We start from the raw sequence: 24,074 nt of genomic DNA on the forward strand, positions 1-24,074 counted from the left end.
TGTAATCACCAGAATTTGATGTCTTCTTTGATCGCTTCGCGTTTCAGTTCCTGAATGTGCTCGGTCAGGGGGATGTCCTTCGGACAGACCTCCGTACAGGAGAACTGGGTCTGACACCGCCAGACGCCGTGTTCCTGTTCGACGATCTCGAGTCGCTCTTTGCGTCGGTCCTCGCCCTCGCGGTTGTCCATGACGAACCGGTAGGCCTTGTTGATCGCCGCCGGGCCGAGATACTGGTTGTCGCCCGCAGCGACGTTACACGACGAGGTACACGCGCCACACTGGATACACCGTGTCGAGAGTTTGATCTTCTCGCGGTTCTCTCTGGTCTGTCGCTGTTCGTCGAGGGCGTCTTCGGGTTCCTCGTCGGGGTCGAAATACGGCTCGACAGCGTCCATCTGCTCGTAGAAGTGCTGCATGTCAACCACGAGGTCCTTGACGACTTCCTGATGGGGCAGCGGTTCGATCTGGACCGGCACATCGAGGTCGGAAATCTGGGTCTGACACCCGAGCCGTTGGGAACCGTTGACGAACAGCGCGTCCGATCCACAGACACCCTGCCGACAGGAGTGACGGAAGGTGAGACTCGAATCGAACTCGTCGCGGGCGTAGATCAACGCATCGAGCACCGTCATGCCTTCTTCGAGAGGCACGTGGAAAGCATCAAAGCGTGGCGTCGTCTTGCCTTCGACCTCTGGATCGTACCGGTAGACCAGGATCTCGACCGTCTCGACATCTTCGGCCGCCGCGTCCGCCGCTTGCTCCTCGCGGGCGGTCGCCCGTTGGCCTTTCTCTCGGAGCCGTCGCTCCTGGTGAGATTTTTCTCCCGTGTCTGGCACCGACGGTTCCGGGTCGGTATCGGTGGCCGGTGGCGTCTCTGTCTCTACGTCGGCCGCTGCTTGTGGGTCCGGTTCGGCGTCACTGTCGGTACTCATAGGCTAATCCCCGCCATTGCGATTGCCACGCGGAATCCCTGGACGATCAACAGCAGACCAGCAAGCGAGAGGCCAAAGCGGGCGACGCGCTTTTGTGTTCCCGAGATGCCCTGGTTGACCAGCGCGTTGTACACGCCATTGACGCCGTGGAACGTCGCAGTGATGAGAAACACGATCATCGTCAGGAAGTACCCGAACTGACTCATCCGGGCTTGGGTACCTGCAAGCGTGATCTCGGCAGCGTGGTTGACGAAGTGCAACAGGAAGAAGTGAAAGGCAAGCGTGCCGATCAAGACGACAGCCGTGATCCGTTGGAGGAACCAACTCCACCCACCGGATTCGAACGAAGAGTAGTATTCCGCCATCGATCACACCCCCGCAAGGAACGTTGGGACACTGGCGACGGCGATTGCACCCGTGACGATCAACGAGACGTAGAAGCTCAGATCCTGGCGCTCGAGTCCGAGCCCCAAGTCGATGAACAAGAGTCGAATGCCGTTGAGCATGTGAAAGACCGCAACGGCGAGCAACCCGACTTCGAGCAGTCGCACGATCAAGAGGTCTTCGAGCCCCGAGAGCGTCGTGGTGTACAGATCCTGGGGCGCGGCAGCCGGGTCAGCGCCGATAGCAGTACTCAACACGGCGATGTGTGTAAACAGGTAGCCGACGAGCACCCAGCCGGTGAACTTGTGGAGGACCCACGCCCACATCCCGGCGGAAAACTCCCGCCAGCGACCGACGTCCTCGACGGCCCCACGGTCGTACGTTTGTGCCATACGCACAAGCGACGGACCGGACCATGATAGTTGTTGTCCCCAGGTAACGCTTCGCCGGTTCTCAGGCACAGACAGCGTTCCATTTCGTCCGTTTCTTGGCCAGGAGTTCAGAATGGGGGCAAAAGCCGCTCGTCCCAGGAGCGATTATTCGACGATCGTCGAGTCCGCGACAGTGATCGTCTCGGTGGCGACGATATTTCGTGAAGATCTACCGATAGATACCGTGTACTCGCCATCGTCGACCGTCCAGGCCGCGCCGTCTTCGTCGTAGTAAGCGACATCCCGCTGATCGATGTCGAGCGTGACAGTCGTTTCTTCGCCAGCGGCGAGTTCGACCGACTCGAAGGCCGCGAGTTCCTTGGGCGGCCGCTCGACGGAGGGATCGTCCTGGCCGAGATACGCCTGGACGACCTCGTAGCCGTCCCGATCGCCGACGTTCTCGACGGTCACCTGGACGCTGGCTTCGGGGCCATCGCCCGACTCGACGGACACGTCCGTGTATTCGAAGTCGGTGTAACTCAGGCCGTGGCCGAACGGAAACAGCGGCTCGATGTCCGCGTTGTCGAAGTGTCGGTAACCGACGAACACGCCTTCGGAGTACTCCGCCTCGAAGTCGATGCCGGGGTACTGAGCCTCCGTGCTCGCTGGGTAGTGGTCGGTCCGGCGGGCGAAGGTGACCGGCAGGCGGCCGCTGGGATCGACGTCGCCGAACAAGACCGAGGCCGTGACGTGGCCGTCCTCCTGGCCGGGGTACCAGGTCTCGACGATCGCGTCGACCGCACCGGCCCAGGGCATCCGGACCGGGCCAGCCGTGTTGCAGACGACGACCGTCTTCTCGGCCACGTCGGCCACAGCGGCCACTAGTCGATCTTGCTCGTTTGGGAGCCACAGCGAGCGGTCCTCGCTTTCGGAAGCGTTGTCCTGGACGACGACCACGGCGACGTCGGCAGACCCAGCAGCGCGAGCCGCCGCGTCGATCGACGGCTCCTCGTCGTCACCCGACAGTGCATCGTCGATCGCGTCTGGAACCGAAAACCCGAGGGCCCCGTCGTCTTCGTCGTGGGGCTCCTCGATCCGTTCGACGCCACGCTCGAAGGTGACGGTCGTCCCGCTGTCGGTGCGCTCACGGATCCCATCGAGCGGGCTGATGGCAGCAGTGGGATCGACCTCGGAGCTCCCACCGCCACCGATCTTGGCCGTCTCGGCGTTCGGTCCGAGGACAGCGATCGAATCGAGGTCCTCGTCTAGGGGCAGGACGCCGTCGTTCTGGAGGAGGACTGTCCCACGCTGGGCGACGCGACGAGCGATCGTCTCGTGGGCAGGGTCGTTGACCGAGCCCGCTGGTTGCTCGTCGTCGAACATACCAAAGCGGTCCATCTGGGAGAGCGTGCGGGCGATCTTCTCGTCTATGGCGGTTTCGGGGACTTTGCCGCCCTCGATGGCTTCTCGGAGCGGGTCCTCGAAGACGCTGCCCTCGAAGAGATTCGGGTTTGCCCCGTCGGGAAGCCACGGTTTCGCAGCGAGTTCGGCGAGTGTCCCTTTTGGTGCGGCATCCGGCAACGCACCGATCGCCTCGTGGATCCGACTCTCGCTTTCCTGCCACTCGTGGACCGGCACGCCGGGCATGTCCAGATCCAGTCCGCCGTGAGCAGCCGCCACGGCGTCGGTCGTCGCCCACCAGTCCGAGACGACGAAACCGTCGAAGCCCCACTCGTCTTTGAGGATATCCGTGAGTAATCGTTCGTGTTCGGTGGCGTAGGTACCGTTGATCCGGTTGTACGATGCCATCACCGAGGCGACGTCGGCTTCTTTGACTGCGGCTTCGAAAGCCGGGAGATAGATCTCTCGCAGCGTCCGCTCGTCGATCTCGGCGCTGACAGCGTGTCGCTGACGTTCCTGATTGTTGGCCACGTAGTGTTTCGCCGTCGCCATCGCGCCGGCCGACTGGACGCTCTCGATGGTCGCGACAGCGAGTCGACTCGAAAGGTGTGGGTCCTCACTGTAGTACTCGAAGGCACGACCGCACTCGGGAACCCGAATGATGTTGCACCCGGGAGCCAACAGGACGTCCTGATCGGCCCCGCGGACTTCCGTGCCGAGGGCCTCGCCCTGCTCGCGAGCCAGATCAGTATCCCAGGCGGCTGCCAGTGCGATCGAGGCGGGGAACGCCGTCGCGGTGACCGCCCGGACGCCCATCGGGCCGTCGACCAACGAGAGCGACGGAATCCCGACGCGATCGTTGGCTGGCAGGTAGCCCGTCGCCAACTCGGCCGGGTCGCGGTCGCCGTGCACGAGGTCGATTTTCTCCTGTAGAGTGAGCTTCTCGATCAGCGAAGCGATCCGGCCGTCGGGTGAATCCGTTTCAGTCATGGATGAGCTCTGGTCGGGCGTCGGGCCGGCCCACCGAAATAGCGTGACCGTGCTGGAATCGCAACGACCACTGGCGATCAGGCTGACGCCCCTTCGTGTTTCTGCTTCACTCTCCGGGACCTTAGTAATTAGTGAAATCGTTCTTCTAGTATTTAGCACAACACGGGTACGCAGATGCACGGTCACAAATTGCCTCGATCACGGTACTGCTGTACTGCGGTGTCCACCGCACTGAAGCTGTCGAATTAATACATTTAAGACCGCACCAGCCATCGAACGCGTAAATGAGAGACCGGCAAGAAGACACGGATATTGAGCGGGCAATCGTCTATCTGGTCACGTCTTTCGAAGCGTCTGGAGCGAATCCAAAGCCCGTTGTCCTGCACAGCGTTCGCGTTGGCATGGATCTCTACAACCGGGGGTACGAAAAACAGATCGTGATCGCTGGCTTCCTCCACGATCTGATCGAAGACACCGACGTGACGAGAGACGATATTGCGGCCCATTTCGGGGCGGAAGTCGCAGCGATCGTAGCCGCAACGAGCTTCGACAGAGCGATCGAGGACTACACAGAGAGATACCGAGACACGTTCGACAGGTGCGTCGAGATGGGGCGCCCACCAGTACTCGTGAAAGCGGCGGATACCCTCGATAATAGTTCCTACTACCACCTCGCCGACTCGAAGGAATCGAGAGCGAATCTCGTCGAGAAGCTGGCGTCTTTCATCGATCGGTCCGAGCCTTATATTGGCGAGGAACGCCTTCACGAGGAGCTACAGGACAGCTATGCCGCGGTGGTAGCTGCGTGTGACAGCGTAGATGAGTGACTCAAGGCAATATTGATTTCATCGCCAGATAGATGAACGAAGGTGCGAGCTGTGTACGGCTGTGATGCTCGGCTACGTTCTCTCAGAAGTTTTGCGAGGGCAGATGCCCCCAAAGGGAGAATCCTCTTACACTGTTTGGGCGGGCCGCGTGGGCCCAGCAGTGCGAGGGATGCGATTTGAACGCATGGACCACCGGAAAACGATGACCTCACTCCGTTCGGTCTTGCGTCTTCCGAGCCCTCGTTCGTTCGCGATGCTCACTCACGAGGACCCTACGGGAGCGGATATTGCGTCCGCTGCCGTTTTCATGGTGGATTATTTGAATTGGCGGAATTTTTGCTTCTCGACGGTTCAAATTTTTAAAATACTGAAATCGGCATGCGAGGATACCGCACATATTTGCAAATCAATCTAATGGCATAGCCATGCCTCTTTAACCGTGTATCCTGAACTCCCATAATAAGTATCAATGACGTTCAGTGAGAACTCTCGACTCAAATACCCAGACTCGGACACTCCTATCTGGAGGTACGTGGGTTATCCACAGTTCAACTGGATCCTCCAGACAAGACAGCTACACTTCCATCAAGCTGCTGACCAAAAGGATCCTTACGAAGGCGGCATCCCGAAAGCTGTAGAGGAAAAGTACAGGGAGGCCGAGGAAACAAAGTTCTCGTTTGATGAATACAAGGAAGTTGCTGAACACTCAAGGGAAATTACCTTCCTCAACTGTTGGCATATCAACGACGGCGAATCTGCTGGGATGTGGGATCTGTACGGACGGTCAAATCGTTCTATAGCGATTGAATCCACTGTCGGGAACCTTGATGAAGCTCTTGAAACAAGAACTGCTTACCCGATAGGTGCAGGACACATCAGATATGCTGACTACGACTCTTCCTGGGAAGAATTGGACCAGTGGTCAAAGAAAGCGTTGAACGAAGTAGTTTTCCAAGACAGTATCAACTTCAAAGACCTATTTCACTTGAAGAGAGACAGTTTCAGGCACGAACGCGAGTTCAGGATATACGGATATTTTTCTGAATATCTGGACAACGAACTCTTCGAAATGGAGCAGTTGCGTGACTACGAACCGCCTTTAGGAATTGAAGAATCAGATAATTATTCAATCTATGATACAGTGCCGGATGGCAATGGATTCAACGTCGACATTGATGTGGATCAAATGGTTGAGAAGGTCCATGTCGCCCCAGATGCACCCGGATGGGTCGTTGACTCAGTGAAGGCAACGCTATCGAACGCATACGACCTAAATATGAGCTGTTCGGACGTGCAATCCTCGGACCTATATGAGGATCCTTGGGAGAACCAGTAGCCGATTTCCCAAGTGTTGCCCTCTTCGAGGATCTTTACCTCTTTAGCAACAGTTTGCTGTATACACTATCTATATTTCACGAATATATTCTGGAGTTAAATAGGTATGTGAGCCAATATGACGGTGATATACCTGCTAGAATTGACTACCTAACCATGCTTTCAGAGAAGTTGTTGCGAGGGAAGACCGCTCCAGCTCACGGCGCGGCGCGCCGTTCGCTTCGAGGTCGCGTCGCGACCTCGCCGACCTTCCTGCACTTGCGAGGGGCCGCGTGGGCCCAGCAGTGCGAGGGATGCGATTTGAACGCATGGACCCCTACGGGAGCGGATCTTGAGTCCGCCGCCGTTTCCAGGCTTGGCTACCCTCGCACGCATAGGAGAGAACTTCGTTCGTGGGGTTAAATCACGCGGTTTCGATCGGCGGCGAGAGGCAAACGTCGCACCGACCGCCAGCTACTTTTGTGGCCCCTGGGAGCAAAAACCCCGGACCGCAGTCACTATCTTCGACGGCATCACGTACGGATTCCGATTGATGGGCTCTATCCTCGGCGTGTTGGTGGTCGGCGTGACCATCATGGTCGTCGGATATGGCATCAAGACCCAGGCCGGTGGTGGGGCCTACAGCGACCCCTGCTGGGGGAACGGGAGATGGGAACCAGCAGCGGCAAGCCCACCCAAACCAGCGATCCCACCACCAGAGACAGCAACCGCACCAGTCACAGCACCCCAACAATCCGCAAGGTAGCGACCGGCGGCGGCAATAGTCACCCGCCACCGTGGACTTACCCGGCCTGGTCTCCTTTCTGGGCGTGATGGACGAGCACACCCGCGATAACTCGGTCGAGCCGCCCCAACACGGCACACCCGCGGGCTGGGATCCCGATGGAGACCAGTGGACGCACGCGACCCTTCGGCGATCGGTCTGTCACGGCGTCGCCCTGTACAATTCGGGAGCGTATCACGAGTCTCACGACTGCTTCGAAGCCGAGTGGTACAATTACGGACGTGGCTCGACCGAGAGTGCGTTCCTCCACGGGATGGTGCAAGTCGCTGCCGGGGCGTACAAGTATCACGACTTCGACAACGACGCGGGGATGGCGAGCCTCTTCGAAACGGCCCTGCAGTATCTCAGCGATGTCCCACGAGACTACTACGGCGTGGACGTCCTTGCAGTTCGGACCGTACTCACGCAGGCGCTGGATGCGCCAGCATCGCTGGACGGATGGGCGATCTCTCTCGATGGCGGGCAACCAACTGCGAGCGAGGCCGATTACCGATTTGCCGAGTCACTGGAGTAAACGCCCAGCCCAACACCGTCATCGAGTGTCAGCCCATTCGAAAAAGACACGCGGTAGAGAGTGCTCCTCGAAGTCAGGAAAATCTGCGTTGGCTCTCTTTGCCGCCGGGTGTGTCCACTACGGCGTGGATGGGAAGACTGCCGTGTGGTCGATCGGCGAGGCGACACCTGAGTGGCGGAAGGATTCGTTCGGAAAAGAAACCCCAGACGTCGAGGGCTCAAAGGCCCAACGAGGCAGTCAGCAGGCACCCTTCGCGGAAAGCGGCAAGCCTTTGTGGGCCACGGGCGAGGATCGGAACATGGCTGACAGTTACGACACGGTTTCAGTCCCCGAGGAGGGACAGCCCATCGAAGTCCTCGACGAAGAGGCAGACGAACTCGACATTCCGGAAAATCCGATCGTGCCGATCATTCACGGTGACGGGATCGGGAAAGACGTCGGCCCGGCCGCCCAGAAAGTCCTGGACGCTGCCGCCGAGGCCACCGGCCGCGAGATCGCCTGGATGCGCGTCTACGCCGGCGAGTCCGGCCGCGAACGCTACGACGAGAACCTGCCCGACGACACCGTCAACGCGATCGACGAATTCCGCGTCGCGATCAAGGGGCCGCTGACGACGCCCGTTGGCGCGGGCTTCCGGTCGCTGAACGTCGCGCTCCGACAGACGCTCGACTTCTATGCGAACGTTCGGCCGACCTACTATCTCGACGGCGTTCCCTCGCCGATGAAAGCCCCCGAGGAGATGGACATGGTGACTTTCCGGGAGAACACCGAGGACGTCTACGCCGGCATCGAGTGGGAGGAAGGCACCGAGGAAGTCGAGCAAGTCCGGGAGTTCGTCGAGAGCGAGATGGGCTACGACGAGACGATGCACGACGGCCCGATCGGCATTGGCATCAAGCCCATCACCGAGCACGGCTCGAAGCGACTCGTCCGGAAGGCCATCGACTACGCCCTCGAACACGACCGCGAGAAGGTCACGCTCGTCCACAAGGGCAACATCATGAAGTTCACCGAAGGGCAGTTCGGCGAGTGGGGCATGGAGGTCGCCGAGGAGGAGTACCCCGACGAGGAAGTCTTCGCCGCGCCGGACTCGCTGTGGGAGACCCAGGACGAGGTCGACATCCCCGAGGATGCCGTCATGGTCGAAGAACGGCTGGCCGACGCAATGTTGCAGTGGATGCAACTGCGCACCGACGAGTTCGACGTCCTTGCGATGCCGAACCTCAACGGCGACTACCTCTCAGATGCCGCCGGGGCTCAGATCGGCGGGCTCGGCATCGCGCCGGGTGCGAACTTCGGCGACGCCCGCGTGCTGGCCGAGCCGGTCCACGGGTCCGCGCCCAAACGCGCTGGCCAGAACATGGCCAATCCGACCGCGATGATTCTCTCCGGTCGCCTCATGTTCGATTACATGGGCTGGGACGAGGCCGCTGACCTCGTGCGTGACGCCGTCGAGGAAACGATCTCCGCGGGCAAGGTCACCTACGACCTCGAACGCCAACTGGAGGACGCCGAGAAGCTCGGCACCGAGGAGTACGCCGAGGAAATCGTCGCGAATATCGAGGAACTCGCGTAAGACGGACAGTTTATTCGATTTTTTCGCACTCGTGTAAACGCAACGCCCTTTGCTGTCGATCGAGAATTCTCGCCAGTCACGACGATGGACGATTCCGACTATCGCATCGAAGGTAGCGGCGACCGCGAGGACGCCTACGAGGTTCGCTTTGCGGTCTTCGTCGAGGAGCAGGGCGTCGACCCCGATATCGAGGTCGACGAGCACGAAGACGAGGCGATCCACTTCGTGGCCTACGCGGACGACGAGCCTGTCGGGGCCGCCCGACTGCGTGAACCCGAGGCCGGCGTCGGGAAGGTCGAACGCCTTGCCGTCCTGCAATCCCATCGGGGGAACGGACTGGGCAAAGCCCTCATGAACGCCGTCGAGCGCGAGGCCCGTGATCGTGCCCTCACGACGCTGACCCTCCATGGCCAATTGCGTGTCGCCGAATTCTACGAGTATCTGGGCTACGAGCGCGCCAGTGAGGAGTTCATGGAGGCCGGGATTCCCCACGTCGAGATGACGAAGTCACTCGAGGCGTAGCCAGAGCGTTCAAGTCGCTCCCAAGACAGGGGCGTGTATGTACGCGGTCGTCGGGTGTTCGGCTTGCAGTGCACTGTGGGTGGTCGAAGGACGCCCCGAGACGACACAGTGTCCGCGCTGTGGGAAACGACGGCAATTCGACAGGCTCAAGAAGTTCGTCGAGACAGCAGAGGCCGATGCAGCCAGAGAGGTCAGGGCGGCGATGCTCGCCGAGCGCCAGGACCTGGGTGATGCCTTCGATGGACTGGATTCGTACGCGGAGATGGACGACCGCGTCCACGAGGACGTGATCGACGACGAGACGTATCTCGAATCGAAAGGGGTCGATAGCGAGCAGGTAAACGCGGCTGCCGACCGGGCGAGTGCGGGAGCGACGACGGGCCCAAGCCGCCGGGAGGTCGTCGTGGAAGCGCTCGAACGTCTCGACGAACCGGACGAAGATAGGGTGTGTCGGTACGCGAGCGAGCACGGCGTGTCAGAATCGTACGTGCGACAGGCACTCCAGTCGCTGGTCAGGTCGGGCCAGGTGACCGAAGAACGCGGGACGTACCGGCTACTGTGACGGCCGACAGGCGAGTCCGGCTGCCCACAATCGCACGGCTGTCACCACACGAACACTCCGGCCACAGCGCGGGCTGAGTGAAAGTGCCGTGAGCGATCCCGGCATAGCCGTCCCGTGTATCGCACAGTTTGAAGGGGGACGAGAGCAAACTCTGGAAGCGTGACCCAAGGAGACCTCGACGATTCGACCGTCTCGGTGCCGATCGTCGCTGGCCTCGGTCTCGTGGCGACCAGCGTCGTCTTTGCCGGCCGGACGGCTGCCGGCGTGACCGTTCGAATCAGCGGCTACGACGTGATCGCCCTCACAGCAGGCACACTGGCAGTCGGTCTCGGTGTCTGGGGCTTGCTCGCTGCGACTCGGGGGCCTACAGACGGGGTGTGGGCGCACTGTCGGGGTCGGCGGGCATGGCGATGGTCTTTCTGGCTCCACAGGCCCGCTCTGGCCCCCTGTTCGTCGGGACTGGCGCCATGATACTGGTTCTCAGTGGACTGTTTATGATCGCGGAAGGGCTTGGATACGAACTCGTCGCGGTCGACGATGACGAGGATGGTGAATCGAGTACAGCCCAAGAGTCAGAGATGGACGCCTGATTAGCGGCCGAGTTCTTCGTGGGCACTCGAAAGGTGTCGGGAGGCGAGTGCACCCAGCAGAGACAGTTCACCCGCAAGCGACGCGGCGGCAATGACCTCGGCGAGTTCGTCGGCGTTCGAACCGACCGGATCGCCACCACCCGCGACGCCGAGGATCGACAACGCTTCGGACTGGGTTGGCAGTGCGGTCCCACCACCGACGGTCCCCACTTCGAGCGACGCCAGCGTCACGCTGGCGTACAACCCGTCCTCACGGGCTTCCAGACTCGTAATCGCGTTCGATCCCTCGACTACTTGCGCTTCGTCTTGGCCCAGCGCGAGGAACGCGGCCCCGACGATGTTCGCCACGTGGGCGTTAAAGCCCAGACTGCCGGCTTTGGCACTCCCAACGAGGTTTTTCCGGGTGTTGACCGCCGCGATATCTTCGCTGGTCGCGTGAAAGCGGTCCGCGACGACCGCGTCCGGAATGAAGACGTCCGCACCGACCGTGTATCCCCGGCCCTCGACAGCATTGATAGCCGCGGGTTTCTTGTCCGAACAGAGGTTGCCCGACAGCGCCACTAGCTCTGCCGGTGTCTCGTCTTCGACGAGTTCACTCGCTGCGCGGCTCGCGATCGTGACCATGTTCATCCCCATCGCGTCACCCGTATCGTAGCGGAATCGGAGAAACACCGAGTCACCGACGACGTACGGCGTCACGTCCTCGAAGGCAATGTGGGGGTCGGTCTCCTCGGCGACGGATTCGATCTCGGCCTCGTGGTCGCGGACCCAGTCAGCGACCGCGGTAGCCTCGGCAACGTTGTCGACGGTAAATACCGGCGCGCGGGTAATTCCCGACTTCGCGATCGACGTCGTCGCACCACCCGCCTCTCGGATCGCAGTCATACCACGGTTGACACTCGCCACGAGCGCACCTTCGGTCGTCGCCAACGGGACCCGATAGTCGTCGTCGGCTACGTCGCCATCGACCGGGAGCGGTCCCGCAACGCCGAGTGGTACCTGGATCGCGCCGATCATGTTCTCGATATTGGGCTCGGCGTCGGCAGCATCGATCGAATACGAGCCGACCGTCTCCAAATCCGCCTCCGTCTCGGATTCGATGTAGGCTCTACGTGCACTCGCTGCCTCGTCGGCAGGCGCGTACTCGTCGAGTTCGTGCAGACGAAGTTCACCGCTCCGGAGACGCTCGAGGAGGTCAGTCGCGTCAGCCATACGCGTACACTCGACGGCTGGCCTCCTAACAGTTTGCGTTCCGGACGGCAATACCGAAGCGCCTCGAATCCGGAAACCAGTAGCTTGAAGGATCCTATCGTGCCAATTCCCGACGGAATAAGCTCAAACGAGTAGACTGCCATCTAGCGGACTGGAAGTCGCCTCCAATCGCGCCCGGGACATCAACAGTGGCCCTGGAACGGCAAGCCCGGGAAATGTAGAGACTCCCATCATAATGGTGGCGAGAATTCCAGTATATGCTGGAAAGATATCATCTACTAAATTTTCGACGGATATACACCAAAAGTGTGTTAATGCGATGGGTTTTGGCGAGGATACAGAATCTGATATGTGGTAATGGGATGTTGATAGATGTCGAATGAATGGCAACCGGCTAATATATACGAGGTGTTGTCAGATGATCGTGCGCGTCAGATCCTCGTCGCGACCAACGACGCCCAACGATCGGCCCAAGATATCTCCGATATCTGCGATGGAAGTCTCTCCTCGATCTATCGCCGTCTCGATATTCTGTCCGAATATGACTTGCTCGAAAAGGAGATCCGGATCGACCAAGACGGACACCATCACAGCGTCTACGAGCCGGATTTCGAAGCGATCGAAGTCCAACTCGACGACGACGTTATCGAAGTCACCGTCGACCGTGGTGGAGAGACAAACACGCACGTCGAAGAGTGGCAGTCACTCGATTTTTGAGGGTTTGGCGGCCGACTGCCCGGGCAACCAACGTGATCAGAATGGCCGTCGAGTGTGTTCAGTGAGTCAATACGAGTAGTTTGTCGTCAGCCCTGACGAGGCAAAACGGACCTGGCGGCGAGTTGAACGTGTGTGTCTGTTTCTCAGAGATGAGGAGTTTCTCGAAGGGCTTCGAACAGGCCGGGCAAGCAAACCCTTCGCGGTTGGCCAGATACATGGTTTCTCGGTCCTCGCTCAGCAGTTTCAGTCCGTGTCGATACTCGTGGACGTCGAAGCCGCCGTTCACGTCCAGCTGTTCCATACGTGCTGTAGGAAAACGAGCGCCTTCAATCCAGTCGTCCTCAGGCTGCCGCGCCGACGTACAGCGCGACGACCAAGAAGATCCAGACGGCATCGACGAAGTGCCAGTACATAGAGACTGTGCTCACGGACGTGTGACGGTGCTCGGTGTACTGGCCAGCGAGGCCGCGAGCGTAGATAATTCCCAACAGAATGGCCCCGAGCGTCACGTGGGCACCGTGGAGGCCTGTCAACCCGTAGAAGGCGCTCCCGAACGTCCCTTCAGTGATCGAAAAGCCCTCGCCGATGATGAACTCGTAGTACTCGTAGGCTTGGCCGGCGATGAATACGACTCCCAGGGCCAACGTCACGCCGAGCAACTGCATGAAGCGTTTGCGATTCCCTCGGCGGAGATAGACGTGGGCGAAGTGTAGCGTCACACTGCTGGCGATCAGGATTGTAGTGTTGATCAAGACGAGACTGCCAAGCAGGTGGGGCAGTTCCTGGGGCGGCCACGCGCCAGCCCGAATGAAAAAGTAATAGACGAACCCGGCGCCGAAGGTGGCGATCTCCGAACCCAGGAACAGCAACATCCCAAACCGGAGCGCACTGGATGAACGCGTCGCGGTCCCTCGCTCCCAGAAGTCGGCGACGAAGGCGTGATACAACCAGCCGTACATCCCGACCAACAACAGCAGGACGCTGCCTGCGATCGTCGCCGGCCCGACGATCGAGCCAACCAGCGCGTCTTCGCCCATGCCGAGTACCCACAACGCGACCCCGACGTAGAAGCCCGCCCCGCCGACAGCGGTGATGAAGGGCCACCAGCTGGCCTCGCCGAACCCGCGGGGCCAGTCCTCCTCGGCGGGGAGGTGATGGCCGTCGTGTCCGTCTGAATCCTCTACGATGCTCATGGGAACTGCTACCCAACCGACGGCTAAAAAGCCACCTTCGGGGGACCCTTTTGCCGGCGTCCGGCCTGTGAGGGCGCTCCCGGACGCCACCGTTCGGAACTTACAGGTCCCCGACCGCCGTAGGCGCTGGCAATGGACTGGCGCCCTGGACGTGTGCTGGCCCGATCAGCGTCGGCAGGTGGGTGGGTCGTCGCGTTCCTCGTCGTCACTGGATCGGGGCGCGCTCACGGCGGCAGCCTGGGGGCGGCCGCACGGGAGTCAGTCACCGTCCCGACGTGGCTGTTTTTGCTCACCGGCGGGGCGGCCGTCGGGGCGTCGTTCTTGTTGGCCTCGTTCGTCACCGACCGACGCCTGATCGATGCGCTGCACGACTGGCAAGTGGCGATCCCGGTTCCCCGCTCAGGCTTGCCCATTGCCCTGGTCCGCATCGTGGGCGTCCTGGGCCTCGTTGGCATCGTGGCGATCGGCTACCTGGGACCGACCCAGGGACTGGGTAATCTCGCCGTCCTCGCCGTCTGGGTCGGCTGGTGGGCGGGCTATACGGCCACGACATACCTGCTGGGTGGCACCTGGCACGTTCTCAACCCCTGGCGGACGATCGCGACCTGGCTGCCGTCCCTCGATCGATCGCTGCCGAACGTGGGGGCCTGGCCGAGCGTCGTCGGCCTCCTCACGCTCATCTGGATCGAAGTAGTGAGTCCGCTTGCGGACGCGCCCGCGTTGCTCTCGACCGTGGTCTTGGGATACTCCGCCGTGACACTTGGCGGGGCTGTCGTCTTTAGCTCTGAAACGTGGTTCGAGCGTGTCGACCCGGTGACCCGCGTGTTCCACTACTACGGCCACGTCGCGCCGATCGCGACCGGGCAGACGGCAACGGCCACTGATCGAGCGACCCTTGAGGGGGGCCGGCTCTCGGTCCGGGGGCCAGGCATCGGGCTGACGCGAGCCAACCTGGTCGGGGACACCAGTGAGGTCGCCTTCGTCGTCGCGCTACTGTGGTCGACGACCTACGACGGGTTCGTGACGACGCCCGCCTGGCGGGCGATGGCGCGTCCACTGGTCGAGGTGGGTATCCCGGCTCACCTCTTGTATCCGCTCGTCCTCGTCGCAGGGTTCGTGTTCTTCCTTGCAATCTACCGCCTCGCCGCCCAATACGCCCGGCAGACCGGCGAGACGTACACGTCCGCGCGAACTCTTGCCAGGCGATTTGCTCCGCCGCTGGTCGCGATCGCGGCCGGGTACCATCTCGCCCACTACCTGGGCTACTTCCTCTCACTGGTGCCCGTGCTGGTGACGGTCCTCGGTTCGCCGCTATCGGCCCCCGCGACCGTGCCCGTCCTCTCGCTGCCGGGGTGGTTCGGCGCGGTCCCGGTCGCGAGCGTCCTTGCGGGCCACCTGCTTGCGATCTGGATCGCCCACGCGACCGCCTTCGAGTTATTCCCGGGCCGCTTGCAGGCGATCCGAAGCCAGTACCCCTTCATCGCGGTGATGGTGCTGTATACGATGACCAGCCTCTGGATCGTCACCCAACCGTCCATCCAGCCGCCGTTCCTCTGATCATGTCCACCACCAATATCGACGAGATAGCGTTCGACGTGCCCGAAGACGCTGAGGCCCACCGGTGTCCAGAGTGTGGCCGCCCGTTCGTCCGCGAGGAGTTGTTGGCCCTCCATCGCGGCTACGAGCATCCAGACGCTCTGGAAGAAACAGCAACAGCGGCCTTCGAGGAAGCCTACGAATCCGAGAACGACCAGCTTGCGGTCTTCCGTCTCGAGGCCTTGCTCGCGCTGATCGTCCTCTACTTCCTGTTGTTGATGACCTACGCGCTGGTTTGACCGACCGCGGGACAGCTCGGTGACCGACCACTCGTTATTGGTCGCGATCGCCGATCGACACCCCGGCCACCTGCTCGAAGAACTTCACGACCGCAGCCATGTCTTGGCCGCCGTGGCCCATCCCGCTCGCGGCGCTGAACGTTTCGCGGGCGGCAGCGGTCTGTGGCAGGGGAACACCACTCTCGTTGGCTTCATCGACGGCGTATCGGAGATCTTTGAACTGGAGGTCGATCGGGAACCGGGGCTCGAAATCGTCCGCAGCGATGTTTTCACCCTTGATCGAGAACAGCGGCGAATCGACGGCTCCTGCTTCGACGACGGTCAGCATGTCGTCGTAGGCGAGTCCCTGGGCAGTCCCAAAGGCCAGGGCTTCCGCGAACGCACTCATCATGTCCCCGAGCAGGAGATTGACGAACAGTTTCATACGGGTTCCGTCTCCGACCGCGCCACAGTCGACGACAGGCTCGCCGATAGCTGAGAGAATACCCTCGACCTCCGCGATGAGGGTATCAGGACCGGCAGCGAGGACGGTAAGCGTCCCTTTTTTGGCCGGGCCGACCGTCCCCGAAACCGGTGCGTCGACGTAGCGGCCGCCGACGTTGTGGACAGCTTCGGCCGCGGCTGCAGTCGCTGCCGGGGTAACGGTACTCATCTGGAGGACGATCGTTCCATCTGTTAAGCCGTCGAGAACGCCGTCTTCTCCCTCCAGAACGGCCTCTAAGGCCTCGTCGTCAGTAACCATCACGATCACGACGTCGGCTCGTTGGGCGACTTCGGCGGGGGAATCAGCCACGTCGTGGCCGGCATCGGCGAACGGTTCGGTCCGCTCGCGCGTCCGATTGTACACGCACAGCGGATAGCCAGCGTCGCTAACGTTCTGGGCCATCGGCGCGCCCATCGCACCGAGACCGATGACTCCGACTGTTTGGGTCATGCTGATGACGGTTGCTGTCCCAGCGATAGAAACGTAACGAAGGAGGTGTCGAGCGACAACGCTGATAGTGGTCGGGTGAGAACGGGGCCACATGAGCGAGAACGCTTGGGTCGACCAGATTGCCGCCGAACGGATGCAAACCGACCAGGAATTCACGGAAGAAGTGGCAACATCGCCGCTGTCCAGCCAGCAGTGGGGCCTCGTCATGACTGCTGTCGAGTTTCAGATCGATGGGGCGGCACAACCAGAGACAGCCCAACTCGTTGCCGACACGGGGAAACTTTCGAGCGTAATGCCGGAACTCCGGCGAATGGAAGATCGTGGGGGCGGCGGGATTTCGGCCGACAACGCTGGCACAGCGGCCAGTAGCGGCGGGCTGCTCGACGGTATCAAAGGTGCTCTCGGGCTCGGAGGCGGCCAATCCGACGCACTTCAGGCGGCAGCCGAGGAGTTGGTCGGAAAGTACACCGACCGGTTACAGTCACGTCTCGATGAGCGCGGTCGATGGGCAGAGGTCTGTGAGCAGGCCCAAGAATCTTAACCCTCGTCTCCGGCGCGAAACAAGGGTAGCTCCTCGGCCTCGTAAATAGTAAGCAACTCGGTGACCAGTCCGTCGGAAGACTTCCCGTCTACCCGGAGCCCGTCGAGACGCGCGATGGGCTCCTCGTCGAGTTCGACGGTTGGCACACAGGTCGTATTTTTGACGGCAATCGTCTTAAGCGAGGGAGCAGTACGAACGTGCTGAATGGCAACAAGTAGCGAGGGACGCGTACGACAGCAGAGAACGAGCCGAGGTGACCGCTGGTGACCGGTCCACACCAGGGACAGCCACTCGAAACCGCCGGGACGTCTATCGATGCGGCGGCTGCCGCGGTCGTCCTCGTCCACGGCCGGGGCGCGACAGCGGGGAGCATCTTGCAAATGACCACCGAGTTGCCGACCGACGGTGTGGCGTATCTCGCCCCACAAGCGGCCCGAAGCACCTGGTATCCCAACCCGTTCACCGCGCCGGTCGATACTAACGAGCCGGGACGGACCTCGGGCCTGCAAGCGATCCGAGCAGCGATCGACAGGGCTGCAAACGCGGAGATCCCACGGAGCGCGATCGCTCTCGTGGGCTTCTCACAGGGCGCGTGTCTCGCCAGTGAATTCGTCGCACGCGAACCACGACGGTACGGGGGCCTCGCGGCACTCAGCGGCGGGCTCATCGGCGAAACCATCGAGCCCGAAAGCTACGAGGGCGATCTAGATGGGACGCCGGTCTTTCTGGGCTGTAGTGACGTCGATCCACACATCCCCGCCGAGCGCGTCCACGAGACGGCGACGGTCTTTGAACGACTGGATGGTGACGTGACCAAGCGGCTCTACGAGGGCATGGGCCACGGAATCAACGAAGACGAACGGGCGTTCGTCGCCGACATGATTGCCGAACTATCCGCAGGCAACGAACGGGAAACGTAACCGACCGACGAAAAGGCGACGGTCGTTACTTATAAAGGCTCTGTCCGGCACTGCCGGCGACGTCAGCCAGGCCGGCGTAGACCTCGGCGATGCGCTCGCGGACGTCACGACCGCCGACGCGCGGGTCGAAGCGGTCCTTGTTCGGCGACCACTCGACGTCGTTGAAGAACGAATCGCGCTGGTCTTCGACGCCCTCCGGCGGGACAATATCGTTCGCTTCCTCCCGGTAGAGGTCGAACAGCGTTCGCGTGTACTCGTACTGGTAGCGTGTGTCCTTGTTCACCTTACAGATGCCACGGTTCATGAAGTCCGACAGCTGGTCGGGCTGGAGACCCGAGGAACCGTGCAGGACCAGCGGCGTCTCAAGACCGTGATCGGCGAGTGTCTCGTGGATCTCGGTCGCGAGGTCGGGCTTGAGATCGAGGTCTTTGCCCTTGGCGACGCCGTGCTGGGTGCCCACGGAGATCGCCAGCAGGTCCGTGCCGGTCCGGTCGACGAACTCGACGGCCTGCTCGGGATCGGTATAGAAGGCTTCCTCGGCGACGATCTCGTCTTCGACGCCTTTGATCTGGCCGAGTTCGGCCTCGACGAGGATCTCTTCGTCGGCCTGCTCGGTCTTTTCGACGACTGCTTTCGAGCGGGCGATGTTCTCCTCGAAGTCCTCGTGGGAAGCGTCGATCATGATCGAGGACGGAATGGCCGTCTCGACTTGCATGTCGATGAAGTCCATATCCGTCTGGTGGTCCATGTTGAGGAACACGCCGACGTCGTACTGTTGGGCGATGACGTCGATGTAGTTCCCCATCGCGCGTAGCCCCGCCTCGGCGTCGCCGTTGCCGGCAAACCGGCACGCGCCGGCGCTCATCTGGATGAGGAGGTCGGAGTCGGCCTGTTCGGCCCCCTCCATGAGTCCCATCATCGTGTTCGGTTCCGCGACGTTACTTGCGACGAGTCCGAACCCTCCGTCTAGGGCCTCGTCGTACACGTCCGCGAGTTCGTCTCCGCCGTAAAACGCCATCAGTAGGTCACCATCGAGACCTTTCGCTGCCGGCGTTAAAACATATGCGAAAATCGCCGCGACCGTGGGTTCAAATCGGGATGCGTGAGACAGGAGTTACCCGCGCATCGACCACACGCGAACGTCGTCCATCAGTGCTTCCGGATCGAGTTCCCGGATACTCGGCCCCTTGACTTGCACGAGGTGGGCGGAGGTTGCGACGCCCGAACGCAGGGCATCTTCGTCGTCCCAGCCCTGTTCGTAGGCCCACAGCGCACCGGCGAACATCGAGTCCCCAGCTCCGACCGTATCGACGACATCGACGTCTAAGGAGGGCGCATACAGCGTCTCCTCGGGCGTGACGAGGACGGCCCCTTCGGCCCCCATCGATGCGAGCACGCGCTCGTAGCCCCACGACTGGAGTTCCTGGGCGGCTTCCGCACAGTCGTCGATCGTCTCGATCTCGATGCCGGTCGCGTTTGCCAGCTCCTCCCGGTTTGGCTTACAGTATTCGTAGGTGTGTTCCAGCTCGGGCATCAACTCGCCGTGGATGTCTAAGGCCGTCTCCCAGTCGCCGGCTTCGGCGAGTCGATCGACGTCTTCGGCATCCATGCCTGGCGGCAGACTCCCACCGACGTTGATCAGCGACGGATCGTGTTCTTTGAGTGTTTCGATCAACTCGTCGACTTTCGCTTCTGGGACTTCCGGCCCGGACTGGTTGAGCTTGTACTCGTTCTCGGGCGGGAGAACCGTCGTGTTCATCCGGGTCGGATCCTCGACGTCGACGAAGTCCGTCGGGACGTCGTAGGTCTCGAGGTCCTGTTCGATGAAATAACCGGTGAATCCACCGACGATACCCGTCGCGACCGTCTCGGAGTCCAGTGCCCGGAGGAACTGTGAAACGTTGATGCCGTTGCCCCCCGAGTCGAACTGGGCATCACTCGAGCGTTGTACCGTGTTCGCTTCGAGTGCTTCGTCGATAACGATCGTCTGGTCGACCGCCGGATTCGGTGTAACTGTCAGTATCATGGTTCGTTCGTCTCCGAAACGTCGGTCTCGGCCCGACGTTTCCTGTCCCTCGAAAAATTACGCTACTGTCCCTTAAGACAGTCGGTCTTTCCGAGCGCCCCAGAACCGTCCGACGAACGCGGGAGAGGAACTGATCGAGACAGCTTACAGCCGATCGAGTACAGCCTCGGTGAATTCCGTCGTCGAGGCCTCCCCGCCGAGATCAGCGGTTCGTGGCCCGCCTTCGAGCGTCTCCAGCACTGCCTGTCGGACCCGAGCCGCGTCGGCGTCGTACTCGAAGTACTCCAGCATCATTGCCGCAGAGAGGATCATCGCGCTGGGGTTGGCGACGCCCTCGCCAGCGATGTCCGGTGCCGAGCCGTGGACCGGTTCGAACAGCGCGTTGTCCTCGCCAATGTTGGCGCTTGGGAGCATGCCAAGCCCACCGACGAGGCCGGCAGCGAGATCCGAGAGCACGTCGCCGGCGAGGTTCGGCGTGATGATCACGTCGTAGTCCTCGGGGTGCATCACCAAGTGCATCGCCAGGGCGTCGATGAGTGCCTCGTCGTACTCGGCGTCCATCTCCTCGGCAACCTCTGTGGCAGTGTCGACGAACAGCCCGTCGGTCTTGCGCATGACGTTTGCTTTGTGGGCGAGCGTCACGTGATCGGCATCGTGTTCGTCGGCATACTCGAAGCCGTACTCGGCGATCTTTTCCGAGGCGTCTTCCGTGATGAGGCGGGTCAGCGTCGCCACGTCGTCGGTGAGATCCGATTCGATACCGGCGTAGACACCCTGAGTGTTTTCCCGGATGAACACGAGGTCGGTTTCGGGCTTGACGGCGTCGACGCCAGGGTAGGCCCGGGCGGGACGAACGTTCGCGAACGAGCCGACATCCTCGCGCAAGGGGAGGATGATGTCGGCAGCGAGTTCGCCCGCCGCGCCGAACAGTGTCGCGTCGGCCTCGCGGGCCAGTTCGCGTGTCTCCTCGGGCAGGGGCGTCCCCTCTCGTTCGTAGACTGCGTTGCCGGCCCGACCTTCCACGAACTCGAAGTCTCGATCGAGCGCCTTCAGAACGTCCAATGCGGCCGGCAGCACTTCCTGTCCGATGCCGTCGCCAGGGATGGCAGCGATCTCTTTCGTCATGGCGATACCTCTCAGTGGGGACGAAAAGAGGGTGTCGATCCGTCGCACGATCCGCCCGGGAGAACTACACGAGCCGCAAAATCAGGACCCGAGCACAGGACGCTCATCGAGCGTTCCGTCGTTGCGTGGTTGGGCAATCAGGTTTCGTCGGCCAACTCCGCACCCAGCCCCGTGTAGGCGGCCGGCGTCAGCGCGGCCAGTTCTTCTGCGACAGCGGGATCGATATCCAACTCCGCGAACAACGCCCGGAAGTCCGCGAGCGTGACGTCCTCGCCGCGAGTGAGCGCCTTGACCTGTTCGTAGGCGTCACCGTGGCCCTCCCGACGGAGGATCGTCTGGACGGCCTCGCCGATGACTGCCGGCGTTGCCTCGAGTTCGTCTCGCATCACCTGCTCGTTGGGAACGACCTTGCCCAGGCCGCTTTCGAGTTTGCGATAGCCGATCAGGCAGTGGGCCAGGGCGACGCCCATGTTCCGCTTGACCGTCGAGTCCGAGAGGTCCCGCTGGAGCCGGGAGTTGGTGACGTAGCCGGCCAGGAAGTCGAGGTCGCTGTTGGCCTTCGAGAGGTTGCCCTCGCTGTTCTCGAAGTCGATCGGGTTGACTTTGTGGGGCATCGTCGAAGAGCCCGTCTCGCCATCGGCCGATTGCTGGCCAAGGTAGCGATCGGAGACGTACAGCCAGGCATCCAAGTCGAGGTCGAGCAGGACACGATTGGCTCCCTGTAGGGCGTCGAACAGCGCCGCGAGGTCGTCACACGGGTTAACCTGCGTCGTGAGGGGTTCGTGTTCGAGGCCCAGCGACTTGACGAACGACTCGGCGAAGCTCGGCCAATCGACATCGGGGTAGGCAACGTGGTGGGCTGCGTACGTGCCGGACGCGCCGGCGAGTTTGCCCGCGAGGTCGTCACTGGCTTCGATCCGGCCGATCGCACGCCCCAATCGAGACGCGTAGACGGCCATCTCCTTGCCAAAGGTGGTCGGCGTGGCCGGTTGGCCGTGCGTGCGAGCCAGCATTGGCGTCTCGCGGTACTCCTGTGCGAGCTCGACCAGTGCGTCCCGGACGTCCCGCAATGCGGGCAAGAGGACCGCCTCGACGGCCGGTTTGAGGAGCAATCGGTGGGCGAGATTGTTCACGTCCTCGCTGGTGAGACCGAAATGCAGCCACTGATCGGCCTCGAGGCCCGCCGGCTGGCGTTCTCGAAGGAAGTACTCGACGGCCTTGACGTCGTGATTGGTGGCGTCGTAGGTTTCGGTGCCCGCCGTCTCGATCTGTTTGACGAACGCTGCATCCTCATCGTTGAAATCCTCGTAGATGGCCCGGAGCGCCTCGCGCTGGTCGGCGTCGATTTCGAGTGGCGTTGCGTCCAGGTCCGCGAGGGCGATCAGGTACTCGACTTCGACGCGGACGCGAGCGCGGATGAGCGCGGACTCGCTGGCGTAGGGAACCAACGGTTCCGTGTAGCGTGCATACCGGCCATCGAGTGGCGAGACGGCCGAGAGGGGGTCGCGGTCGGTCATAGCTCAGGGTGTGGCCAGTGGGCGATTAAGGTTGCCGGTCCGGAGTTTCGATCGACAGGATTTACTGCACCCACTGAAAACGACCTGATGCCCGGTGGGGTGGCAGAGCGGCCTATTGCGCCTGCCTTGAAAGCAGGTATCCTCACGGATTCCTGGGTTCAAATCCCAGCCCCACCGCTTGTGAGGCAACGAACGTGACTGAACAGCGGTGCAACTGGGGTTGCGCCCTGCCAGTCGCAGTCCCGGAACGGCCGAGCAACGCGAGGCCGCATGCCCGGAACGTCTGGCTCCGGTTCAAATCCCAGCCCCACCGCTTGTGTGGGAACGAACGTGACCGAACAGGGGTGCAACTGGATTTGAAGTAGAGAAGGTGGAGCGTGAGCGTAGCGAACGACCACCTTCGCGTGGTTCAAATCCCAGCCCCACCGTCAGACTGCTCTCGTCGTCTGACGAGTCCTGCCTCGCAAGGCTCGCCAGGACACCGTATTTTGACGCGAGCAATCCGCGAGCGTCAAATCCGTCAACTGGGATTTGAAGTACGGCAGACGCGCCTAACGAAGTGAGCACGTTTGCCATCGGGTTCAAGTCTTGATCGACTTGTTACTCTCGTCGCTCGAAGATTGCCTCGCTATGCTCGGCAAGATGCCGTTTTTGACGTGAGCTGACCCGGAGTGCCACAGACAGCAACCGAGTCAACGATAGCAAGAACTTTGTAGTGCGTGAACAAACACCATGAGTTAGGGATGTCTCCCGAAACCTGTGCCGTCTGTGGCGGGACAGTCCCGTTCGACAGCACGGTACATCTGCTCGTCCATACTCACGACGAGGGGGGAGCGATCGATTACTACGTCTGTCAGTCCTGTTACGAGGAAGATGTCGCGCCCCTGGTAGCCTGAATTTCTTGATTGTACACCCAGTGGTCGTGGTATCACGGCTCTCGGAAGGGTTATCCGCCTATCAGCCCTACAATTGTTTGCAATGGCAGACGGAAAGGTGGATTTCTTCCACGACACTGGCGGTTACGGTTTCATTACGACTGAGGACGCCGAGGATGACGTTTTCTTCCACATGGAGGACGTTGGCGGCCCGGACCTCGAAGAAGGACAATCGATTGAGTTCGATATCGAACAGGCCCCCAAAGGGCCCCGCGCGACGAACGTCGTCCGCGCATAACTCATCACGCCGCTGCCTGATGGCAGCACTGTGATTGCGATCCATTACTTCAGAAAGACTACGTAGCGAGCGACAGCCTCGTGGTGGGAT

General features: G+C 61.4%; 29 protein-coding genes and 2 tRNA genes. 17 read left to right on the forward strand and 14 right to left on the reverse strand.

Annotated elements, in window-relative coordinates:
* Nucleotides 1-5: 5 nt before the first annotated feature.
* The 4 genes from Hrd1104_RS06035 to Hrd1104_RS06050 all read right to left on the reverse strand — a co-directional run bounded on the left by Hrd1104_RS06035 (nt 6) and on the right by Hrd1104_RS06050 (nt 4,081).
* Complete coding sequence (locus Hrd1104_RS06035; protein ID WP_154551899.1) at nt 6-935, reverse strand: succinate dehydrogenase/fumarate reductase iron-sulfur subunit; 930 nt, start codon at nt 933-935, stop codon at nt 6-8.
* A complete protein-coding gene (locus Hrd1104_RS06040; RefSeq protein WP_154551900.1) occupies nt 932-1,300 on the reverse strand; it encodes a succinate dehydrogenase hydrophobic membrane anchor subunit in 369 nt (122 codons plus the stop codon). The genes Hrd1104_RS06035 and Hrd1104_RS06040 overlap by 4 nt, the downstream gene beginning before the upstream one ends.
* Before the next feature lie 3 nt (nt 1,301-1,303).
* Nucleotides 1,304-1,711: a succinate dehydrogenase, cytochrome b556 subunit gene (gene sdhC / locus Hrd1104_RS06045; protein ID WP_154551901.1), complete on the reverse strand. Its 408-nt coding sequence runs from the start codon at nt 1,709-1,711 to the stop codon at nt 1,304-1,306.
* Between the two features lie 144 nt (nt 1,712-1,855).
* Nucleotides 1,856-4,081: a beta-glucosidase gene (locus Hrd1104_RS06050; RefSeq protein ID WP_154551902.1), complete on the reverse strand. Its 2,226-nt coding sequence runs from the start codon at nt 4,079-4,081 to the stop codon at nt 1,856-1,858.
* Between the two features lie 284 nt (nt 4,082-4,365).
* Between Hrd1104_RS06050 and Hrd1104_RS06055 the strand changes: the two genes are divergently transcribed.
* The gene (locus Hrd1104_RS06055; protein ID WP_154551903.1) at nt 4,366-4,908 is read left to right on the forward strand and encodes an HD domain-containing protein; all 543 of its coding nucleotides are present in this window, start codon (nt 4,366-4,368) and stop codon (nt 4,906-4,908) included.
* A gap of 469 nt (nt 4,909-5,377) precedes the next feature.
* Nucleotides 5,378-6,244: a DUF2971 domain-containing protein gene (locus Hrd1104_RS06060; protein WP_154551904.1), complete on the forward strand. Its 867-nt coding sequence runs from the start codon at nt 5,378-5,380 to the stop codon at nt 6,242-6,244.
* A gap of 284 nt (nt 6,245-6,528) precedes the next feature.
* Here the strand turns inward: Hrd1104_RS06060 and Hrd1104_RS06065 are convergent.
* Nucleotides 6,529-6,612, reverse strand: a tRNA-Leu gene (locus tag Hrd1104_RS06065).
* Between the two features lie 163 nt (nt 6,613-6,775).
* On the opposite strand from Hrd1104_RS06065, the gene Hrd1104_RS06070 reads away from it, so the two are divergent.
* The 7 genes from Hrd1104_RS06070 (at nt 6,776) to Hrd1104_RS13440 (ending at nt 10,791) form a co-directional block, all read left to right on the forward strand.
* Nucleotides 6,776-6,988 carry a hypothetical protein gene (locus tag Hrd1104_RS06070; RefSeq protein WP_154551905.1) on the forward strand — a complete coding sequence of 71 codons (213 nt, stop codon included), beginning with the start codon at nt 6,776-6,778 and terminating at the stop codon, nt 6,986-6,988.
* 67 nt (nt 6,989-7,055) lie between these two features.
* The gene (locus Hrd1104_RS06075) at nt 7,056-7,541 is read left to right on the forward strand and encodes a DUF309 domain-containing protein (RefSeq protein ID WP_154551906.1); all 486 of its coding nucleotides are present in this window, start codon (nt 7,056-7,058) and stop codon (nt 7,539-7,541) included.
* A gap of 298 nt (nt 7,542-7,839) precedes the next feature.
* Nucleotides 7,840-9,117, forward strand: a complete 1,278-nt coding sequence (icd, locus tag Hrd1104_RS06080; RefSeq protein ID WP_154551907.1) for an NADP-dependent isocitrate dehydrogenase — start codon at nt 7,840-7,842, stop codon at nt 9,115-9,117.
* An 84-nt stretch (nt 9,118-9,201) separates the two neighbouring features.
* Nucleotides 9,202-9,639 (forward strand): GNAT family N-acetyltransferase, encoded by a 438-nt coding sequence (locus Hrd1104_RS06085; RefSeq protein WP_154551908.1) that lies wholly within the window; start codon nt 9,202-9,204, stop codon nt 9,637-9,639.
* Nucleotides 9,640-9,676: 37 nt separating this feature from the next.
* On the forward strand, nt 9,677-10,201 hold the full coding sequence (locus Hrd1104_RS06090) for a DUF5817 domain-containing protein (RefSeq protein ID WP_154551909.1): 525 nt from the start codon (nt 9,677-9,679) through the stop codon (nt 10,199-10,201).
* Nucleotides 10,202-10,360: 159 nt separating this feature from the next.
* Nucleotides 10,361-10,672 (forward strand): hypothetical protein, encoded by a 312-nt coding sequence (locus tag Hrd1104_RS06095; RefSeq protein ID WP_195837640.1) that lies wholly within the window; start codon nt 10,361-10,363, stop codon nt 10,670-10,672.
* Complete coding sequence (locus tag Hrd1104_RS13440) at nt 10,669-10,791, forward strand: hypothetical protein (RefSeq protein ID WP_255473545.1); 123 nt, start codon at nt 10,669-10,671, stop codon at nt 10,789-10,791. The genes Hrd1104_RS06095 and Hrd1104_RS13440 overlap by 4 nt, the downstream gene beginning before the upstream one ends.
* On the opposite strand, the gene hmgA is transcribed toward Hrd1104_RS13440, so the two are convergent.
* Nucleotides 10,792-12,003 (reverse strand): hydroxymethylglutaryl-CoA reductase (NADPH), encoded by a 1,212-nt coding sequence (gene hmgA / locus Hrd1104_RS06100; protein ID WP_154551910.1) that lies wholly within the window; start codon nt 12,001-12,003, stop codon nt 10,792-10,794.
* Between the two features lie 411 nt (nt 12,004-12,414).
* On the opposite strand from hmgA, the gene Hrd1104_RS06105 reads away from it, so the two are divergent.
* On the forward strand, nt 12,415-12,720 hold the full coding sequence (locus Hrd1104_RS06105) for a helix-turn-helix domain-containing protein (RefSeq protein ID WP_154551911.1): 306 nt from the start codon (nt 12,415-12,417) through the stop codon (nt 12,718-12,720).
* 58 nt (nt 12,721-12,778) lie between these two features.
* On the opposite strand, the gene Hrd1104_RS06110 is transcribed toward Hrd1104_RS06105, so the two are convergent.
* On the reverse strand, nt 12,779-13,021 hold the full coding sequence (locus tag Hrd1104_RS06110; RefSeq protein WP_154551912.1) for a flagella cluster protein: 243 nt from the start codon (nt 13,019-13,021) through the stop codon (nt 12,779-12,781).
* 40 nt (nt 13,022-13,061) lie between these two features.
* Nucleotides 13,062-13,913, reverse strand: a complete 852-nt coding sequence (locus Hrd1104_RS06115; RefSeq protein WP_154551913.1) for a heme-copper oxidase subunit III — start codon at nt 13,911-13,913, stop codon at nt 13,062-13,064.
* Between the two features lie 132 nt (nt 13,914-14,045).
* On the opposite strand from Hrd1104_RS06115, the gene Hrd1104_RS06120 reads away from it, so the two are divergent.
* Both Hrd1104_RS06120 and Hrd1104_RS06125 read left to right on the forward strand, forming a co-directional pair.
* On the forward strand, nt 14,046-15,470 hold the full coding sequence (locus Hrd1104_RS06120) for a hypothetical protein (protein WP_229770555.1): 1,425 nt from the start codon (nt 14,046-14,048) through the stop codon (nt 15,468-15,470).
* 2 nt (nt 15,471-15,472) lie between these two features.
* Nucleotides 15,473-15,748 carry a C2H2-type zinc finger protein gene (locus Hrd1104_RS06125; RefSeq protein WP_154551914.1) on the forward strand — a complete coding sequence of 92 codons (276 nt, stop codon included), beginning with the start codon at nt 15,473-15,475 and terminating at the stop codon, nt 15,746-15,748.
* A gap of 34 nt (nt 15,749-15,782) precedes the next feature.
* Here the strand turns inward: Hrd1104_RS06125 and Hrd1104_RS06130 are convergent, their stop codons facing one another.
* Nucleotides 15,783-16,682, reverse strand: coding sequence for an NAD(P)-dependent oxidoreductase (locus Hrd1104_RS06130; RefSeq protein ID WP_154551915.1), 900 nt, complete (start codon nt 16,680-16,682; stop codon nt 15,783-15,785).
* A gap of 91 nt (nt 16,683-16,773) precedes the next feature.
* Here Hrd1104_RS06130 and Hrd1104_RS06135 point away from each other — a divergent pair, with 91 nt between their 5' ends.
* Nucleotides 16,774-17,223 carry a DUF5799 family protein gene (locus Hrd1104_RS06135; protein WP_154551916.1) on the forward strand — a complete coding sequence of 150 codons (450 nt, stop codon included), beginning with the start codon at nt 16,774-16,776 and terminating at the stop codon, nt 17,221-17,223.
* On the opposite strand, the gene Hrd1104_RS13055 is transcribed toward Hrd1104_RS06135, so the two are convergent.
* On the reverse strand, nt 17,220-17,369 hold the full coding sequence (locus tag Hrd1104_RS13055) for a hypothetical protein (RefSeq protein WP_195837641.1): 150 nt from the start codon (nt 17,367-17,369) through the stop codon (nt 17,220-17,222). The genes Hrd1104_RS06135 and Hrd1104_RS13055 overlap by 4 nt on opposite strands.
* A 117-nt stretch (nt 17,370-17,486) precedes the next feature.
* On the opposite strand from Hrd1104_RS13055, the gene Hrd1104_RS06140 reads away from it, so the two are divergent.
* Entirely contained in the window at nt 17,487-18,143 is a 657-nt protein-coding gene (locus Hrd1104_RS06140) for an alpha/beta hydrolase (RefSeq protein WP_154551917.1), read from the forward strand.
* Between the two features lie 25 nt (nt 18,144-18,168).
* Here Hrd1104_RS06140 and fba read toward each other — a convergent pair whose 3' ends face one another.
* The 4 genes from fba to purB form a co-directional block, all read right to left on the reverse strand.
* Nucleotides 18,169-19,161, reverse strand: a complete 993-nt coding sequence (fba, locus tag Hrd1104_RS06145; RefSeq protein ID WP_154551918.1) for a class II fructose-bisphosphate aldolase — start codon at nt 19,159-19,161, stop codon at nt 18,169-18,171.
* 96 nt (nt 19,162-19,257) lie between these two features.
* Nucleotides 19,258-20,169 carry a 1-phosphofructokinase gene (gene pfkB, locus Hrd1104_RS06150; RefSeq protein ID WP_154551919.1) on the reverse strand — a complete coding sequence of 304 codons (912 nt, stop codon included), beginning with the start codon at nt 20,167-20,169 and terminating at the stop codon, nt 19,258-19,260.
* A 144-nt stretch (nt 20,170-20,313) separates the two neighbouring features.
* On the reverse strand, nt 20,314-21,294 hold the full coding sequence (locus Hrd1104_RS06155; RefSeq protein ID WP_154551920.1) for an isocitrate/isopropylmalate dehydrogenase family protein: 981 nt from the start codon (nt 21,292-21,294) through the stop codon (nt 20,314-20,316).
* A 137-nt stretch (nt 21,295-21,431) separates the two neighbouring features.
* Nucleotides 21,432-22,811: an adenylosuccinate lyase gene (gene purB, locus Hrd1104_RS06160; RefSeq protein ID WP_154551921.1), complete on the reverse strand. Its 1,380-nt coding sequence runs from the start codon at nt 22,809-22,811 to the stop codon at nt 21,432-21,434.
* Nucleotides 22,812-22,904: 93 nt separating this feature from the next.
* On the opposite strand from purB, the gene Hrd1104_RS06165 reads away from it, so the two are divergent.
* From Hrd1104_RS06165 to Hrd1104_RS06170, 3 genes are all read left to right on the forward strand, one after another.
* A tRNA-Ser gene (locus Hrd1104_RS06165) sits at nt 22,905-22,988 on the forward strand.
* 566 nt (nt 22,989-23,554) lie between these two features.
* Nucleotides 23,555-23,707: a hypothetical protein gene (locus tag Hrd1104_RS13060; protein WP_195837642.1), complete on the forward strand. Its 153-nt coding sequence runs from the start codon at nt 23,555-23,557 to the stop codon at nt 23,705-23,707.
* A gap of 82 nt (nt 23,708-23,789) precedes the next feature.
* Nucleotides 23,790-23,984, forward strand: a complete 195-nt coding sequence (locus Hrd1104_RS06170) for a cold-shock protein (RefSeq protein WP_154551922.1) — start codon at nt 23,790-23,792, stop codon at nt 23,982-23,984.
* Nucleotides 23,985-24,074 lie beyond the last annotated feature (90 nt).

This window comes from Halorhabdus sp. CBA1104, from assembly GCF_009690625.1.
Lineage (GTDB): Archaea > Halobacteriota > Halobacteria > Halobacteriales > Haloarculaceae > Halorhabdus.